The sequence below is a fragment of the Nocardioides albertanoniae genome (genome assembly GCF_006716315.1).
GTDB lineage: Bacteria > Actinomycetota > Actinomycetes > Propionibacteriales > Nocardioidaceae > Nocardioides > Nocardioides albertanoniae.
This window is the reverse complement of record NZ_VFOV01000001.1, coordinates 1,138,744-1,153,764: the sequence shown is the minus strand read 5'-3', so window position 1 is coordinate 1,153,764 and position 15,021 is coordinate 1,138,744. Positions and strand designations below refer to the sequence as shown.

The 15,021-nt window shown below is 66.2% G+C and carries 19 protein-coding genes and 1 tRNA gene; 10 read left to right on the top strand and 10 right to left on the bottom strand.

What is annotated here, in order from left to right; translation table 11 throughout:
- Positions 1–3: 3 nt before the first annotated feature.
- Together FB381_RS05575 and FB381_RS05570 are read left to right on the top strand one after the other, a co-directional pair.
- Positions 4–672: an arsenate reductase/protein-tyrosine-phosphatase family protein gene (locus FB381_RS05575; RefSeq protein ID WP_141779371.1), complete on the top strand. Its 669-nt coding sequence runs from the start codon at positions 4–6 to the stop codon at positions 670–672.
- 34 nt (positions 673–706) lie between these two features.
- Positions 707–1,198 carry an arsenate reductase ArsC gene (locus FB381_RS05570; RefSeq protein WP_281285034.1) on the top strand — a complete coding sequence of 164 codons (492 nt, stop codon included), beginning with the start codon at positions 707–709 and terminating at the stop codon, positions 1,196–1,198.
- On the opposite strand, the gene FB381_RS05565 is transcribed toward FB381_RS05570, so the two are convergent.
- Positions 1,185–2,510 carry an FAD-dependent oxidoreductase gene (locus FB381_RS05565; protein WP_141779370.1) on the bottom strand — a complete coding sequence of 442 codons (1,326 nt, stop codon included), beginning with the start codon at positions 2,508–2,510 and terminating at the stop codon, positions 1,185–1,187. The genes FB381_RS05570 and FB381_RS05565 overlap by 14 nt on opposite strands.
- Positions 2,511–2,599: 89 nt before the next feature.
- Between FB381_RS05565 and FB381_RS05560 the strand changes: the two genes are divergently transcribed.
- Complete coding sequence (locus tag FB381_RS05560) at positions 2,600–2,950, top strand: ArsR/SmtB family transcription factor (protein ID WP_141779369.1); 351 nt, start codon at positions 2,600–2,602, stop codon at positions 2,948–2,950.
- 63 nt (positions 2,951–3,013) lie between these two features.
- Here FB381_RS05560 and FB381_RS05555 read toward each other — a convergent pair.
- From FB381_RS05555 to FB381_RS05540, 4 genes are all read right to left on the bottom strand, one after another.
- Positions 3,014–3,092, bottom strand: a tRNA-Gln gene (locus FB381_RS05555).
- A 61-nt stretch (positions 3,093–3,153) separates the two neighbouring features.
- Positions 3,154–3,960: an ABC transporter permease gene (locus FB381_RS05550; protein ID WP_141779368.1), complete on the bottom strand. Its 807-nt coding sequence runs from the start codon at positions 3,958–3,960 to the stop codon at positions 3,154–3,156.
- Complete coding sequence (locus FB381_RS05545; RefSeq protein ID WP_141779367.1) at positions 3,957–4,715, bottom strand: ABC transporter ATP-binding protein; 759 nt, start codon at positions 4,713–4,715, stop codon at positions 3,957–3,959. The genes FB381_RS05550 and FB381_RS05545 overlap by 4 nt, the downstream gene beginning before the upstream one ends.
- Complete coding sequence (locus tag FB381_RS05540) at positions 4,712–5,077, bottom strand: hypothetical protein (RefSeq protein WP_141779366.1); 366 nt, start codon at positions 5,075–5,077, stop codon at positions 4,712–4,714. Before FB381_RS05540 ends, FB381_RS05545 begins: the two co-directional genes overlap by 4 nt.
- A 61-nt stretch (positions 5,078–5,138) precedes the next feature.
- Here FB381_RS05540 and FB381_RS05535 point away from each other — a divergent pair, with 61 nt between their 5' ends.
- Both FB381_RS05535 and FB381_RS05530 read left to right on the top strand, forming a co-directional pair.
- Positions 5,139–5,660, top strand: a complete 522-nt coding sequence (locus FB381_RS05535; protein ID WP_141779365.1) for a helix-turn-helix domain-containing protein — start codon at positions 5,139–5,141, stop codon at positions 5,658–5,660.
- 315 nt (positions 5,661–5,975) lie between these two features.
- Complete coding sequence (locus tag FB381_RS05530) at positions 5,976–6,464, top strand: hypothetical protein (protein WP_141779364.1); 489 nt, start codon at positions 5,976–5,978, stop codon at positions 6,462–6,464.
- 53 nt (positions 6,465–6,517) lie between these two features.
- Here FB381_RS05530 and FB381_RS05525 read toward each other — a convergent pair whose 3' ends face one another.
- The 3 genes from FB381_RS05525 to FB381_RS05515 all read right to left on the bottom strand — a co-directional run bounded on the left by FB381_RS05525 (position 6,518) and on the right by FB381_RS05515 (position 8,743).
- Entirely contained in the window at positions 6,518–6,763 is a 246-nt protein-coding gene (locus FB381_RS05525; RefSeq protein ID WP_141779363.1) for a hypothetical protein, read from the bottom strand.
- Between the two features lie 163 nt (positions 6,764–6,926).
- On the bottom strand, positions 6,927–8,327 hold the full coding sequence (locus FB381_RS05520) for a Tle-like phospholipase domain-containing protein (protein ID WP_170225061.1): 1,401 nt from the start codon (positions 8,325–8,327) through the stop codon (positions 6,927–6,929).
- A 125-nt stretch (positions 8,328–8,452) separates the two neighbouring features.
- Positions 8,453–8,743 (bottom strand): hypothetical protein, encoded by a 291-nt coding sequence (locus FB381_RS05515; RefSeq protein WP_141779361.1) that lies wholly within the window; start codon positions 8,741–8,743, stop codon positions 8,453–8,455.
- 779 nt (positions 8,744–9,522) lie between these two features.
- Here FB381_RS05515 and FB381_RS24435 point away from each other — a divergent pair.
- Both FB381_RS24435 and FB381_RS05510 read left to right on the top strand, forming a co-directional pair.
- Positions 9,523–9,645 (top strand): hypothetical protein, encoded by a 123-nt coding sequence (locus tag FB381_RS24435; protein WP_281285033.1) that lies wholly within the window; start codon positions 9,523–9,525, stop codon positions 9,643–9,645.
- A gap of 18 nt (positions 9,646–9,663) precedes the next feature.
- Entirely contained in the window at positions 9,664–11,274 is a 1,611-nt protein-coding gene (locus FB381_RS05510) for a recombinase family protein (RefSeq protein WP_141779360.1), read from the top strand.
- A 416-nt stretch (positions 11,275–11,690) separates the two neighbouring features.
- Here the strand turns inward: FB381_RS05510 and FB381_RS05505 are convergent, their stop codons facing one another.
- The gene (locus FB381_RS05505; protein WP_141779359.1) at positions 11,691–12,320 is read right to left on the bottom strand and encodes a class I SAM-dependent methyltransferase; all 630 of its coding nucleotides are present in this window, start codon (positions 12,318–12,320) and stop codon (positions 11,691–11,693) included.
- A gap of 50 nt (positions 12,321–12,370) precedes the next feature.
- Here FB381_RS05505 and FB381_RS05500 point away from each other — a divergent pair, with 50 nt between their 5' ends.
- The 3 genes from FB381_RS05500 to lspA are packed head-to-tail and all read left to right on the top strand — an operon-like array spanning position 12,371 to position 13,961.
- Entirely contained in the window at positions 12,371–12,760 is a 390-nt protein-coding gene (locus FB381_RS05500; protein ID WP_141779358.1) for an ArsR/SmtB family transcription factor, read from the top strand.
- Entirely contained in the window at positions 12,757–13,467 is a 711-nt protein-coding gene (locus tag FB381_RS05495) for a cation diffusion facilitator family transporter (protein WP_141779357.1), read from the top strand. Before FB381_RS05500 ends, FB381_RS05495 begins: the two co-directional genes overlap by 4 nt.
- Positions 13,446–13,961: a signal peptidase II gene (gene lspA / locus FB381_RS05490; protein WP_211352327.1), complete on the top strand. Its 516-nt coding sequence runs from the start codon at positions 13,446–13,448 to the stop codon at positions 13,959–13,961. Before FB381_RS05495 ends, lspA begins: the two co-directional genes overlap by 22 nt.
- A gap of 194 nt (positions 13,962–14,155) precedes the next feature.
- On the opposite strand, the gene FB381_RS05485 is transcribed toward lspA, so the two are convergent.
- Positions 14,156–15,004, bottom strand: a complete 849-nt coding sequence (locus FB381_RS05485) for a F510_1955 family glycosylhydrolase (RefSeq protein WP_141779356.1) — start codon at positions 15,002–15,004, stop codon at positions 14,156–14,158.
- Positions 15,005–15,021: the final 17 nt, after the last annotated feature.

Sequence of the window (15,021 nt, the reverse complement as noted above, 5' to 3'; positions counted from 1 at the left end):
TCAATGGATGCTGAGATAAAGTCAGAGTTGCAGCGACGAGCCAACGTGCATGCGTCGCTCGGCGATCCGGTGCGGCTCCGCATCGTTGACAGCCTCCAGATAACTGATGCCTCCCCCACAGAGCTCGGCGCGATGCTGAATGTCCCGTCGAACTTGTTTGCTCACCACGTCCAGGCGCTGGTGAACGCAGGCGTCGTGTCCCGTCACCATTCCGAGGGCGACGGGAGACGCACGTACCTGCACCTCGAGCAGGACACGCTCGAGAGCCTGGGCACCGCCTCCCCCATGGTGGTGCCCAGGCGTGTCCTGTTCGTGTGCACGGGCAACTCGGCACGTTCTCATCTGGCTGCGGCACTGTGGCGTCAGGTCAGCTCGGTCCCGGCCGCGTCCGCCGGCACTCATCCTGCTGCGCAGATCAACCCTGGAACGCTCGATGCCGCCGCTCGTCACGATCTGGACGTCCCCATCGTCGAGCCCCGCCATGTCGATGACGTGCTGGATCCCGAGGATCTGGTCGTCACGGTGTGTGACCGTGCTCACGAAACGCCGAAGGGGCCTGGTGAGCTGCACTGGTCGATCCCGGACCCGGTGACCAAGGGGCCTGAGGCTTTTGACGCTGTGTACGTCGAGCTCGAGCACCGCGTCAAGACGCTTGCTTCCCGCTTCTCCTGACACACAACACCCCCACACGGAACGAGTTCACCCCATGGACGACAGCCTCACCCCCGACCAGAAGCTGGCCCTGGAGAGCGCCACCGCGCACCTCGCCGAGGACGGCAAGCCGGGCGTGCTGTTCCTGTGCGTCGAGAACGCCGGCCGCTCCCAGATGGCGCTCGGCTTCTTCCAGCACTACGCCGGCGGCCAGGCGATCGGCTGGTCCGGTGGTTCAGCACCAGCCGCAGGGATCAACCCGGTTGCGGTCGAGGCCATGGCCGAGCTCGGGATCGATATCTCTGGAGAGTTCCCCAAGCCGTGGACCGATGAGGTCGTTCGCAGCGCCGATGCCGTCATCACGATGGGGTGCGGTGACGCCTGCCCGTTCTACCCCGGCAAGCGCTACGAGGACTGGAAGGTCACGGACCCGAAGGGCGGCGGCATCGAGCACGTGCGCGGCATCCGCGACGAGATCGAGCAGCGGGTGCTCGCCCTGCTGCTCGATCTCGGCGTTACACCGGATCGCTCGGTCACGAGAGAGTGATCGGCGCCCGGCTGATCGTGAACAGTTCCCCGCTCGGGGCCGACGGGCCGCAGCAGCCACCGCCACCCTGTGCACTGTCCGGGTCGTCGAACACTCCGGCGCCGCCACACACTCCGGTGTCGGGGAGCTCTAGCTCGACCCGGGCGGCGGCGTCGTGGTCACCGGCGAGCTCGGCAACCACGCTGCGTACCTGCTCGTAGCCGGTCATCGCCAGGAACGTCGGCGCCCGTCCGTAGGACTTCATCCCGACCAGGTAGAGGTCGGGCTCGGGCTGGGCGAGGTCCTTGGCGCCGGTCGCGCTGACCGAGCCGCAGGAGTGGAGGTTGGGGTCGATCTGGACCGCGATGTTGCGCGGCGCCTCGAGCGTCGGGTCCAGGTCGAGCCGCATCTCGCTCAGGAAGCCGAGATCCGGGCGGTAGCCGGTCAGGACAACGACCTGGTCGGCCTCGACGACGCGGCCGTCCTCGGAGATCACGCTCGCGCCGTCGACCCGCTCCGTGCGGAACCCGGTCACCAGCTCGACCGTGCCGTCCTGGACGGCCTTCTTCGCGCGTACGCCGAGAGCGCCCCGCTCCGGGAGCTCGTCGGCGTCACCACCACCGAAGGTGTTGGTCGAGACCGCCCGGCGGATCGCCCAGGTGATCCTGGTTCCCGGGTGGTCCTTGGCAATCGCGGTGAGCTCGTTGACGGCGTTGAAGGCCGAGTCACCGGCTCCGATCACGACCGTGTGCCGGGCGGCGTACGCCTCGGGGTGGGCACGGTCCGGGACGGCATAGCCGAGCGCGCCCGCGGCATGGGCGGCGCGCTCGCCGAGAGCGGGGAGGCCATCGGCCCCGGCAGGGTTGGGCCGGCGCCAGGTGCCGGACGCGTCGATGACGGCGCGCACCTGGACGCGTTCCTCGGCACCATCGGCGCTGGTCACATGGAGGACGAACGGCTGCTCGGCGCGGTCCGCGTCGACCAGCCGGTCACGGCCCTTGCGCGAGACGCCGGTAACCACAGAGCCGTAGTGGATGTGGTCGACAAGAGCGTCGGCCAGCGGGGCGAGGTAGCGCTCGCGCCACTGAGCGCCGGTGGGATAGCCCTTCTCCGGCGCAGACCAGCCGGCGGGCTCCAAACGCCGGACGGCTGCCTTGTCGACCAGCTCGGGCCAAGCCGAGAAGAGACGCACGTGGCCCCACTCGGCAACCGCCGCAGCAGGCTCGCTCCCCTGCTCGAACACAAGCGGGGTGAGCCCACGCTCCAAGAGATGGGCCGCGGCCGCGAGCCCCTGGGGCCCAGCGCCGATGACAGCAACAGGAAGGTCGGTCATGATGCTCCTCAGATTCACGAACGTCGATATGTTGGCGACCCTAGATGACGTATCGACGTTCGTCAATATAATTCGGTACAATAGCCGTCATGACCACCCTTCCCGCGCTTCCGTCCGCCGCCGTCGCGTGCTGCTCACCCGTGACCGCGGGCATCCTCGATGACAACCAGGCCGAGGCACTGGCGCGGATGTTCAAGGCGCTCGGCGACCCGAACCGGGTCAAGCTGCTCTCGATCATCGCGGCCGGCGAGGACCAGGAGGCGTGCATCTGCGACCTCACCGAGCCGATCGGTCTGTCACAACCAACCGTGTCCCACCACATGAAGCTGCTGGTCGAGGCCGGACTGGTCACCCGCGAGCAGCGCGGCCGATGGGCGTACTTCTCCATCGTTCCCGGCATGCTCGACGCTCTCGCCGACACCTTGGCATCTCGCCCCTAGCACCGCGACCAGCTTCCCTGCCCCACGGCTCACATCCGGCGCCGGTCTCTTCGGTGCTCTCTGCTCCCCAGGTAGGAGTCGAACCTACGTCGCTGATCCTGATTCAAAGTCAGGCGGGCCCTGCCGGCAGACCAACTGGGGAACGTACGCCGAAACGCACGGCACAACTGTAGACGGCAGAGGCCGTGGCTACCGCACTGACATCAGGTGACGTCGCGGCGCAGGGAGACGGCGGCGGCCAGGGCCGAGGACATCAGCGCGTAGCCGAGGAGAACCAGTGCTCCGATCAGCGGCGCCTGGATCGCGGGGCCGCTCTGCCCCGTCTCGGCGGCGATCATCTCCAGCAACGCGGTGGAGCCGGTGAGGGCGGAGGCGGCTCCGCCGGGCAGGAAGGGATAGGCCATGTTCACGCCCGGCACGATCATGATCAGGTTCTCCACGAGATAGAAGTAGCCCAGGGTGAGGCCGATCGCGAGGAACTGGTTGCGCGCGATCGCGCCGATGCCGACACCCAGCAGCATGTAGATGGCAGCAGCGGCCCCGTATCGCGACACGGTGCCCACCACGTCGGCGACGCCGAGCCCCAGGCCACCTCCGTGCAACGCCGAGCCCGCGTAGAGGCCGGCGACCGCGGTCAGGGCAAAGGCGAGGCCGTAGCCCAGACCGAGGGCGCTGTAGGCGACCAGCTTGGCGATCAGCACCTGCCCGCGCCGCGGGATCGCAAGGAAGGTGGTCGCGACGGTGCGGTGCCGATACTCGCCGCTGATCGCGGCCGTGCCGATCAGCGCCGGCACGAACAGGGTGACACTGAGCAGGCTCAGCACGCCCGAGACACCTTCGACCGTGTCGAGACCGGGCATCGGCGGGGTGGCGTTCTCGGGGCCGGTCAGGCTGACGAGCCCGACGAGGCCGCCTCCGCACAGCGCCGCCGCGATCAGCGTCCACCAGATCAGTCGCGTGCGTGTCAGGCGCACGAGCTCGCCCCGGATCGCACCAGTGAGCTGCCTCATGCCATCTCCTTCTCGATCATGCTCAGATAGGCCTCCTCCAGGGAGGCGTGGTTGTCGGTGAAGTCGCTCAGCGACCCCGACCACAGCGAACGACCGCCCTCGATGATCACCACGTCATCGATCATCTGCTGCAGATCGGTGAGCACATGGCTGGCGACCAGCACCGTGCCACCGGCGTCGGCGAAGGCGCGCAGCCTCCGGCGGAGCCAGATCGTGCCGGAGGGGTCGAGCCCGTTGGTCGGCTCGTCGAGGATCAGCCCGGCGGGCTCGCCCAGCAGGGCCGTGGCCAGCGCCAGCCGCTGCCGCATCCCGGTCGAGAATCCGCGTACGCGGCGACGTGCCGCCGAGCGCAGGCCGGTCTCGTCGAGCACCTGCTCGACGCGGTCGTCCGAGGCGCGGATCATGGCCGCCTGCGTCTGCAGGTGTCCCCTGGCCGTCATCCCCGGATGGGCGCCGGCCAGGTCACCGACGACACCCAGCACCCGCGGTGGGCACTCCAGCGCGGCGTACGGCATCCCGTCGATGGTCGCGGTGCCGCCGTCGGCACGGATCAGCCCGGTGAGGATGCGCAGGGTGGTGCTCTTGCCCGCACCGTTGGGCCCGATGAACCCGGTCACCCTCCCCGGACGCGCCTCCAGGTCGATCCGGTTCAGCGCCGGCACCGCGCCGAAGCCCTTGACCAGGCCCTGGGCCCGCAGCAGCGGACCCTGCAGCCGTTCGACGTCCGAGGCCGTCGCGCTCGCCGAGGCGCTCATGCCCATGCCTGAGCGCCGAGGTCGGCGGCGATCTCGGCAGCGTCGCGGTCGCTGATGAGCAGCTCGTCGAACCCGGCACCGGCATCCCGGTCGCGCATCCGCACCCGCAGCAGCGGCAGCCCGCGCGACATCGAGACCAGTCGGCGGGTGCCGTCCGGGTGCCGGAAGGTGCCGAGCTTGCGATAGCCGGAGACGACCAGGCCCGAGCGGATGCCCAGGATCTCCGAGCTCCACCCGGGCAGGGCCTCGACGTAGTCGATCCCGTCGATGTCGACGGTGTGGCTCGAGCGGCCTGCCATCAGCAGCTCCCAGCTGGGAAAGGTGACCGTCAGCCGCCGGCCGTCGAAGTTGAGGGTGGTCATCGCGCCTCCTAGACTATGTTCAGATCGATAACATTCTCAGAATGAGAATAATGGAGGGTGAATGGCTCCGCAAGGCGATATCTCCACAGTCGTCGCGCATCCCGTGCGGCTGCGGATCCTGCACGCGGTGGGCAGCCGCGACCAGACGACGGCCGAGCTGCAGACGCTGCTCCCCGACGTCCCGCAGGCAACGCTGTATCGACACATCTCGGTGCTCGTGAAGGCGGAGGTGCTCGCCGTGGCATCGGAGCGGCGCGTACGAGGCGCCGTCGAGCGCACCTACACGCTGGGCGAGCGGATGGCCCACGTCGACCAGGCCGAGCTGTCGACGCTGTCGGACGAGCAGGTGCGGGCCGCCTTCCTCGCCTTCGTCGGCGAGCTCCTCCGCACCTTCGAGGACTCGCTCGGCCTGGGCGAGGTGGCCCGCAGCCACCTCGGGTTCGGCTCGGGCCCCCTCTACGTCGACGAGGACGACCTGGCGCGGATCCAGGAGGGTTTCAACGCCCTGATCTCTCCCCACCTCGAGCAGGTCGACGACAAGCAGCGCGTGATGCTCTCCACGGTGCTGCTGCCGACCGAGTGACTTCCGCTCGGATCGGGACAGGCAACGGACGAGGCAGTGAAGGCCCGCGAGGCGTACGTCCTGACCTCGCCGAGGACCTCGCCCGAACCGGCGCCGGCCGCCGCATCGTCGCAATCGTCTCGGCTAGGCCGGTTGTTGGCATGGCGGTTTGGTTGGACGAGGCCGGCCCACCGCGGCCGGACCACCGGCATGGGGATCCGCTCCTACGTGCGGGCCGCTTCGTTCCTCCTCGCCGGGTTGGCCCCTTGGGCTGTACGGCGTGGCAACGACGCACATCCGTCTTGACGCACATCAAGGGCCGATAGCATCTCGTGCATGCAGCGACTCCTCAGACTGACATGCGGCCTCCTCCTGCTCCCATTGATGGCCTGCAACCCGATCAACAAAGCCACCGACGGATGCAAAGATGCCGATGAGGCAGTCGTCAACACGGTCATGGAGACAGTGAATCCAGACCCCAAGATCAATGGGATGCGGAAGATCGAGTTCGTGCGAGCCAAGGTCATCGACCTCCCCGACGATATGCAGAAGTTCGGCTTCAACCAGATCATGGTCATCACCACCAATCAGTTCTTTGATGAGAACCATATGGATGAAGACTCTCGCCTCCCCGGCGTGGAGACCCCCACCACCTTCGCACTCAATTCAGAGACTGACCACGTCGCTCCCATCGACAAGTTCGCCAAAACAACCTTCACCCTCACCGACGCGGCGCAAAAAGACCCGGATTGGGACGACTGGGTGAAGTCGATCACAACCACCGAGGCGTTCAGTACCGTGAGCGGATGTGCCGACAGCGCATAGCGCCCGTGCGAGATCGGCATATGGGCGCGTCGGTCGCTCCGTGAATCAACCACTTACTGGCCCGAGAACGGATCAGCGTCCTTCCATGACATCGTTGCAGCCAACGAGTCGTAGGTCGACATGCGGTCGCGGGCGTTCGGGAAGATCGTGGCGTCCAGGACGAGCGTGCGAGCGCTGGTCGGATGAGCGATCCAATAGGTCGACGACAGCGAGACATCGCCGCTGCGCTCGGCGCGAACTATCCAGAATCCGTGATCGCTCCTCAGCTCGGTCGCCTCACCGCCCGCCTCCGCCCGCAACGACTCAATCGCTGCGTCCTTGCCAGCGAAGATCGCCGGAGACGGCAGAGACCGCGGCCACGTCAGCGTCAGTAGTTCGGGCTGATCTTGGCGTAGGAAGATCTGGTGACCCCCGGCCGCGCGCCAGCGGTCGAGGTCATCACGAAACCGCGCCGCATGAAGCTCACCGGCAGGACCCGAACCTCGAAGTACGTCTAGAAGTCTGCCCACACGCTGGGCGTCTCCGGCTTGGCATTGCATCCACACCCCCTCGAGCACGAAGTCGAGCTGCGGCGGCTCTCCCATTGCCAACATTCTCATCCGTCCTTCTAGTTGCTGCCGTGCCATGGGAAGGCCCCCTACCGTGCCCCGCAGCGATACCAGGCGTCTCCGTCGGGATCGTCACCTGCACTCCGGCAGGCGGAACTACGTCGATGCCCTCCTGGCCGATGGTGAGAGGGTCGTTACTGGTCCGGAAGTTCGTCACGTTGTCAGCGCTCGCACGATCGCCGTATGCATCGGCGGCCGCGGCGTAGTTTCCTGCGCCGATGCCCTCGGCGTTGAACGTGGTCGCGTTACAACCGGTCGCAACGCTCGCGGTCGCGGCCAGGCTGCCACCAAGGGAGTGTCCGGTGAACTCGACGTTATCTATGCCGAAGGTGTCGGTAACCTGGGTCGCCAGATCGATCGCTTGCTCGTGCTGCGCTGACGAAAGGTCGCCGGCGTTCTGGAGATTCTGGCTCCAGTCGCCGGCGTTCATTTCGCTACCGCGATAGGCGACCGCGACCTCGCCCGTCTCGGGATTACGAAAGACTGATGCCTGGAAGTTCTTGTCCGTGGCCATGTCGATCCCGTATGCCGCTAACTCGGCCCCAGTCAACCGGTGCCACGGCTTGGGGGCGCCCGAATCATTGTATGAGGCGTCCGCTAGGTCGAACATCTCATCGACATGCTTCCGGTAAGCCTGCCCCGCTGGGCCTGGGTCTCTGAACTTCTCCACAGCCTCGCGCCGAGCAGCGTCAGACGCGGCGCTGGGATTCTCGTCGCCCCAAGGATTCACCAGATCGATCAGCACGTTTTCCAACGCGGACAACGACTTCGCGATCTCCGCTAGAAGATCCGCCACCGGGGCGAGCGCATCGAGAATGTCTTCGCCGAGTCCCTTGATGTCATCGAACATGCCATCGTTGAGCGGTGAGTCCTCGACGACGTCCTCGATCAGACTGTCAGCATGTTCAGCGGCGCGGTTCCAATCATCGCGTGCGGCGTTGTAGGCGGCCTCGGCGGCAGCGACATTGCCCCGAAGCTCATCCATCCTCGACTCGTGGGCGTCTGCACCGTCCTCAGGAACATCTTCATTCGCTGCCGTAGCCGCATCCTCTCGCGCCTGCTCGTACTCTAAAATCGCGCGATCGGCCGCTTCGATAGCCCCGTCCTGATCGCGAGCAAACTCCAGCAGCGCCTCACCTGCGACCTGGTAGCGCTCAGCCGCCTGCTCAAGCCGCGGTAGCACCTCCTCGGCCCGATCGATGGCCTTCTTGAGCCCTTTGCTCTCGCCACCCTCACCGTTGACCAAACGTTCCATCGTGCTGGCAGAGCTTCGGATCGACTCAGCGGTGCCCAGTAGACGCTGAGCCCCGCTACGCACTGTCCCCGGATCGCCAGGAATCGGAGTCAACTCGTAGAGATAAGCTCCGGGTCCCCCCGTCATCAGGAGACCGCCCCTTCGAGACTATCGCCGAGTTCCGCGTCCAACTCTCGGAACCCCTGCTCAACCAACCTGACACCACGCCAGACCGTGTCGAGATCATCGACCATGTCTTCTCGACGCTCGTCCCAAGAACTTCCGAAGTCCTCCAAGCGATCGGCTAGACCGTCGTGCCCGACGGCATCAATCAGGTCCACGCCGACTCCGTCGGTCTGCCCAAACTGGTCGCAAACCCTTGACAGGTCACTCCAAAGTTTCTGAAGATCGTCCAAATTGAGCCTGATGTCCGCCAACACTGCCTCCCCGAGCCGCCAAGATCTGCCGTCATGCTAGCGGTAAGGGTAGGCACCTGCATTGGCAAACCTCTACCCCAATCCTGGCAACCTGTGAACACGTGGATTCCCGAGATGCCGCCAATTCTGCCGACCAATCCGCGAAACTCGTGTCAGGCGACGGAGGGTATGTGTTCGATCCGAGGTGGGACCAATTGCAGTTGGCGCTGATCGCCCCATCCCCCAGGGCGCTGGTCGTGTCGCGAACGGCCACCCCAAGACATCAGAGAACAACATTTGTTCCCCGAATGGGTGCAATCGCTGCCACGGCAGATGCGGCGCTCACTCATCTGGGCGCCGTTGCCGAGCGGCAATGGGTCTGGTGACCACCGCGCAGGCCCGCCCACACTGAGCCCGGCGTCGAGCGGACCATCGCCGATCTGGTCAAGGTCTGCGCCGTCAGCTCGCTCATCGCCGACGCCGTTCGCGACGGCGTCCGCAGCGACTAGCTCGCCGCATCCGACCGACTCGCCACCTCCCTCACGCCCACTGCGGCTCCGGGAAAGACCGGCCGAACGCGTGCCCGAGATCTCTTCGACCTCGCCGGCACCGCACCAGAAGGTTGGCGCCATGACTGAAGGCGTGGCTACGGAAATTGGCCACAGGCGTACCGAGCACCGAGACGTTCACCGCCACGAGCGCCGCCGACCCCGCGCCAACGACTCCGCGCCCGACGCAACCTGGGATCCCCGAACCCTGACTTGGGGAACACCCACCCTCGGCTGACCTACTGTGTTCACGTGGACCTTCCCGTGATGCCGCCGATCCTGCCGATGCTCGCGAAGCCTGCCAAGGGCGTGCCGGGCGACGGGGGCTATGCGTTCGAGCCGAAGTGGGACGACATCCGTTCTAGTTGTACGTAATCGCGGTACGATGCATCCGTGAACGCACGGCGCCACAACGCCGGGCCGCAGGTGCGGCACGGAGTTGGTTACACGCGCTACTCGACCGACGAGCAGGGTTCGACGGCTGAGCAGCGCGCGATCAACGACGCCGTTGCCGCCGAACACGACATCGTCTTGACGCACTCGTTCGCCGACGAAGGTGTCTCTCGCAGTCTCGCCGACCGCCCGGGCCTCCAAGAGCTCTTCGACTACCTGGAAGCCAACCGCGATGTGCACTACCTGGTAGTCAACGAGCTCGAGCGACTCACCGCAGGTATCGGCCAGCGCCAGCAGATCACCACCCTGTGCAAACGACTCGGCATCACGCTCGTGACAGAGGACATCGGCCTGATCGATCCGCACGACGAGGACGCGATGTACGACGCCGACCTACGCGCCGTGAACGCGAAGGGCGAGGTGCTCAAGGTCAGGCGCCGCACTCGCCGCAATCTTCGCGCCAAGGTTGCGGCCGGCTCCACGATCGCCATGCGCCCCGCGTACGGCGTACGTATGAAGCCGCTCGTGGTCGATGGCGTCGAGCTTCCCAGCGGGATGCCGGCCTTCGTCGGAGGCCGCAAGGTGCGTTCAGGCGAACTCGAACTGCACCCGGACGAATACCCCTGGCTCAAGCAGATCTTCGCATGGGCCGATGAAGGCGTGCCCTCCGACGAAATCGCCCGACGGCTGAATACGGAAGCGGTACCAACCAAGACACGACGGTCCGGGTGGGGCGGAAACACGATCAACGGAATCCTCGACAACCCTCTCTACAAGGGTGAACTGGTGTGGGGCCGGCGGCAGGTTCTTCGCGACGAGAACGGCAGGGCCTACCTGGAAGCCCGCGACGAGGACGACCCTGGACGTGTCGTGAAGGCTTCCCCGCTCGGTCCGCTCGTGGATCCCGACCTCTGGGACCGCGTGCACACTCAGCGCATGGCTCGACGCGGCGAACGCCGCATGAAGAAGCGCGTCGTTCCCGAGCACGTCCTGGATCGGTTCGTCTACTGCGCCCGCTGCGGACACCGCATGTACGCCCGAGTCGATAATCCGGGCAAACCGAACATGAAGATCCGCATCAGGTTCTACTGCCCCGGCACTCGACCCGGAATGGTGGCCAAGGAAGGCTATCCAGGCACCTGCACGCGCGTGAACAGCATGCTGGCCGACCGCATCATCAAGGGTGTCGGTTCGCAGCCGATACGTGGTGGCGCCACGGTCCAGGTCACGGTCAGCCGCGGCGTCTCCAAAGACGAACACGCCCGAAGGCGGACCGCCCTAGAGGCCCGCATCGCGGAGTCTGAAGCCGAGTGGAAGAACGCCAAACGACTGGCGATCAAGGGCCTTCTCGATGACGACGACCTCGTGTCGACGAAGCGCCGCACTGATGAGGCGGTCAGTGCGGCGCGGGCCGACCTGGCTGACCTTGGTGACAGCGCGCAGATCGAGATTCTCCCGTTCGCCGGAGAGATTGCCGAGCGGTTCGCCGAGCTGGCCCAAGCCTTGGAAGACGAATCAGCACCCGTCGCTCTACGGCAGAGACTGCTACGCGACTTCGGCGTTCACCGCATCTACGTCGACAACCCAGACATCCGCGTCGAGCTGCTCTAACGGCACCCCCGCCAAGAACGCATCCCGCTTCGCCTTGAACACGGCCAGCGCTCGCACCGCCCGTGCGTCCTGCTCCGGCGTGAGGATCTTGGCTCGCTCACCGTCACAGAGCCTGTCCTGGTGCACTCGTCCGCTCGAAGCCACCTCGAGAGAACTCGATCGCGCAGGGGGTATCAACGCGTCTGGAGTCGCTTCCCGCCTGGACGCCGCCCTCATGACCGTTGCACCCCCTGATGCAGTCAGCGCGGCATGCCGCGCTCCTACTACCCAGGGTCGAAACCACTCCGCCAGTGGCCACCCTCGCCCTCGAACACCCGCTCACCGTGACATGGCGATTTTCAAGCCGCCACCTGACGTGCGGTGCGGCACGCCCTCTGACCTGCCGAAATCACGTCCCTCGGTGATGGGCATCGTGCTCATTCGCTGCCGAAGTCGAGCTTGCGGGCGGCGCCGAGCAGATAGTCGCCCTGGATGCGGGTGAATGCACCGGTCACAGCCAGGCCGTGATGGGGTAGCTCGGCGAGGAAATCCTGCGCGGTGAATCGGTCGTGCTCGGGGTGGTCGAACAGTCGCCGGTAGGTCGGTCGGGCCAGGGCATGGGCGGTGACTTCGTCGAAGATGAACATTCCGCCGGGTTTCAGCACACGTGCGATCTCAGCGACGCTCGCGCGCCAATCGGGGATGTGATGGATGATCGCGAAGTCGAAGGCCGCGTCATAGGTGGCGTCCGCGGCATCAAACGCCGCCTTCAGGTCGGTGGCGTCCGCTACCTGGAGGCGCACCCGGTCCGGACGGTCCGCTAGGCGGTGCTGGGCCTTGGCCACCATGTCGGGATCGAGGTCAAGTGCATCGACCTGTGCGGCCTGGAAGCGGTCGAGGATCATCCGTGTGCCGTACCCGGAGCCGCAGCCGATCTCCACGGCGCGGCCGCCCTCTGGTAGCGGCCCGCCGGCCAGCCGCAACAGCGCGGGGACCTCGTAGAAGCGTTGCAGGGCCCGGCGGGCGGGACTGTTGACCGCTGCTTTCTCGATTCGGTTCATCAACATGACACGACCCCTTCTAGATAAACATCGACTACGACAGTTATCATCGTTCCATGACGATTGATAGCACGGAGAGCGCACTGTCGGCTACCACCTCATGTGGGGCGCCGACCGCGGCCGTTGCCCTGTTCCGTTCCCTGGGAGACCCGGCACGCCTGGCGATTCTGCGGCGACTTGCAGAGGGCGAGGCCCGCGTCACGGACCTAGTCAGCTGCGTGGGGCTGGCGCAGTCCACAGTCTCCGCGCACCTCGCCTGCCTGCGCGACTGTGGCCTGATCACCTCCCGGCCACAAGGCCGCGCCACCCTGCACTCGCTCGCTAGGCCGGAGCTGCTCGACCTGCTCGCCTCCGCAGAGCAGTTGCTCGCCGCTACCGGCGACGCCGTCGACCTGTGCCCCACCTACGGATCCAACTCCATCGGCCCTGAGGAGTCCACCCGATGAGCAGCACACCGACCACGGCCACCACGCCGGACGTGACCGGCAAGGCTGCCCGCCGCGCTGTCAGGTACGCCCAGTTCACGATCGGCTACAACGTCGTCGAGGGCATCATCGCGATCGCGGCCGGCACGGTCGCCGGGGCGGTCTCGCTGATCGGCTTTGGGGTCGACTCCAGCATCGAGGTCGCTGCCGCGACGGTGGTCCTGGTGCGGCTGCTCGCGGAGATGAAGGGCGGCGAACCAGACGAGGCCAAGGAACGCAGGGCCCTGAAGTTCATCGCCGTCACGTTCTTCGCCCTCGCCGCCTACGTCACCATCGAAGGCATCCGCGACCTCGTCAGCGGCGAGAAACCCGACACCTCCCTGGTCGGCATCGTCTTGACCGGCGTCTCCATCGTCATCATGCCCTGGCTGGCCCACGCCAAGCGCAAGGCCGGTCTGGAGATGAACTCCCGCCTCGTCGTCGCCGACGCCGCCGAAACGAAGCTGTGCGCGTGGCTGTCCGTATCGACCTTCGCGGGACTGGTGGCCTTCGCGCTGTTGGGCTGGACCTGGATCGACCCCGTAGCCGGCTTTGTCATCGCCGCCTTCGCCATCATGGAGGGCAAGGAAGCCTGGGAAGGCGAACTCGTCTGCGACGATGGCTGCGAAGACGACGACAACGAGCCCGGCTCCGGCCAGGCGTCCTCGTGCTCGCAGGACTGCCAGTGACAGCCCCTAGCACCACCGTCGCAGCTCGGTCCCGCGTCCTCAAACGCCGGATCGGGCTGCTCGTCCTGGCCGCCGTCCTTGCCGGAGCCGACCTCGGAATCAAGGCATGGGCCGAACGCGCCCTACCTGCTGCTCCGATCGAAGGCGGCCTTCTCGATCTCCGGCTCACCTTCAACCCCGGCGTCGCATTCTCCTTCGCAGCCGACGCTCCGTCCTGGATCGTCGTCGGGATAACCGCCCTTCTCACGGCAGGGGTAGCAGTGCTGCTATGGCGCACCACGCCAGAAGCAAGCCAGCCCTGGGGCCTCGCGCTCGCCGTCATTCTCGGCGGCGCGCTCGCCAACCTCATCGATCGCACGCCGGACGGGCACGTCACCGATTACCTGCACACCGGCTGGTGGCCCACCTTCAACCTCGCGGACGTTTTCATCGTGACCGGCGGACTCCTGCTCGTTGCGCTGTCTTGGAAGGACCAACCAGCAACTGAGACCTAGGAGGCACGCAAAATTCGCCGACGCGCGTCCGTCGGCGTCACAGCACCAAGGCCGTTTCGGCGCCACCTTTGGGTAACGTCGATCCTGGAGTCCATGTTGGAACATCGGATCGATCCAGCTCGTACTGGAGAAACTGCCGGACAGGACCCGTTCGCGGTGACGCCGCTGTCGGATCAACCGGGGCACTTACGCAGTTACTGTCCGATTTCGACGATCTTGGACCACGTCGCCCCCTGATCCTCGGATGCGTAGATTCCGGTATCGGTTGCGACGTGCCAGACGGTGTCCGTGGCGTCGAGGGCTTCGGGTTGCCCAGTGACCGATCCTGGGTTGATCCAGTCGCCGGTTGCAGAGTCGGCCGTGTAGACCTTGCCGTCAGGTCCGGTGCCGACGAGCACGCCGCGCGGGGTGGCGTCGATCCACACGAGCCGGGGTGCGTCGGCGACTTTCGTGGTCTGGCCGCCGAGGTCCACCCGGACGAGTTCACCCGCTCCGGTGGTGGCGAGGACCTGATCAGTCTTGCCCGACGATGAGGCGAGGTCGATGAACTCGCCCTCCGTCACGCTCTTCCACGTCGTACGGTCGGTGGTGGCGAGGATCTGGCTGCTGTTGGAGTCGTAGCCGAACACCCGGTTGCCGACGACCTCGAGTGCGTGGAAGTCGGCCTCGCCCTGGAGTGACAGGGGTTTCCAGGTCTTGGCTGCATCGGTGGATTCGATCAGACCGAGATGGGGCGGCAGGTCCTCGTTCAGGTCCGGGTGGCCGCTGCCCAGGAAGGTGTGCGGACCGGTGACGGTGAACGCCATGGTGTCTTGCCAGCGGTTGGCGATGCGGGTTGGTGTGCCGTTCTCGATCTTGAAGACCCCGAGGTGTCCTGCTGCATACAGGGCGCCGTCGGCGGGATCGATGCCGAGCCCGTGGATGTGGCCGATCTGTTGATCGTCGCCCGTGGCGGCTGAGCGTTCCGGTTGGTCCGACGCGCAGCCGCCCAGAAGCAGGATCACGGAGGAGGAGATCGCTACAAGAACAGGCAGGCGGTGCATGGTTCGATCCTCAGGGT

Coding starts and splice junctions, on each gene's coding strand:
- FB381_RS05575 (WP_141779371.1), top strand. CDS start 4: ATGGATGCTGAGATAAAGTCAGAGTTGCAGCGACGAGCCAACGTGCAT.
- FB381_RS05570 (WP_281285034.1), top strand. CDS start 707: ATGGACGACAGCCTCACCCCCGACCAGAAGCTGGCCCTGGAGAGCGCC.
- FB381_RS05565 (WP_141779370.1), bottom strand. CDS start 2,510: ATGACCGACCTTCCTGTTGCTGTCATCGGCGCTGGGCCCCAGGGGCTC.
- FB381_RS05560 (WP_141779369.1), top strand. CDS start 2,600: ATGACCACCCTTCCCGCGCTTCCGTCCGCCGCCGTCGCGTGCTGCTCA.
- FB381_RS05550 (WP_141779368.1), bottom strand. CDS start 3,960: ATGAGGCAGCTCACTGGTGCGATCCGGGGCGAGCTCGTGCGCCTGACA.
- FB381_RS05545 (WP_141779367.1), bottom strand. CDS start 4,715: ATGAGCGCCTCGGCGAGCGCGACGGCCTCGGACGTCGAACGGCTGCAG.
- FB381_RS05540 (WP_141779366.1), bottom strand. CDS start 5,077: ATGACCACCCTCAACTTCGACGGCCGGCGGCTGACGGTCACCTTTCCC.
- FB381_RS05535 (WP_141779365.1), top strand. CDS start 5,139: ATGGCTCCGCAAGGCGATATCTCCACAGTCGTCGCGCATCCCGTGCGG.
- FB381_RS05530 (WP_141779364.1), top strand. CDS start 5,976: ATGCAGCGACTCCTCAGACTGACATGCGGCCTCCTCCTGCTCCCATTG.
- FB381_RS05520 (WP_170225061.1), bottom strand. CDS start 8,327: ATGGAACGTTTGGTCAACGGTGAGGGTGGCGAGAGCAAAGGGCTCAAG.
- FB381_RS05505 (WP_141779359.1), bottom strand. CDS start 12,320: ATGTTGATGAACCGAATCGAGAAAGCAGCGGTCAACAGTCCCGCCCGC.
- FB381_RS05500 (WP_141779358.1), top strand. CDS start 12,371: ATGACGATTGATAGCACGGAGAGCGCACTGTCGGCTACCACCTCATGT.
- FB381_RS05495 (WP_141779357.1), top strand. CDS start 12,757: ATGAGCAGCACACCGACCACGGCCACCACGCCGGACGTGACCGGCAAG.
- FB381_RS05485 (WP_141779356.1), bottom strand. CDS start 15,004: ATGCACCGCCTGCCTGTTCTTGTAGCGATCTCCTCCTCCGTGATCCTG.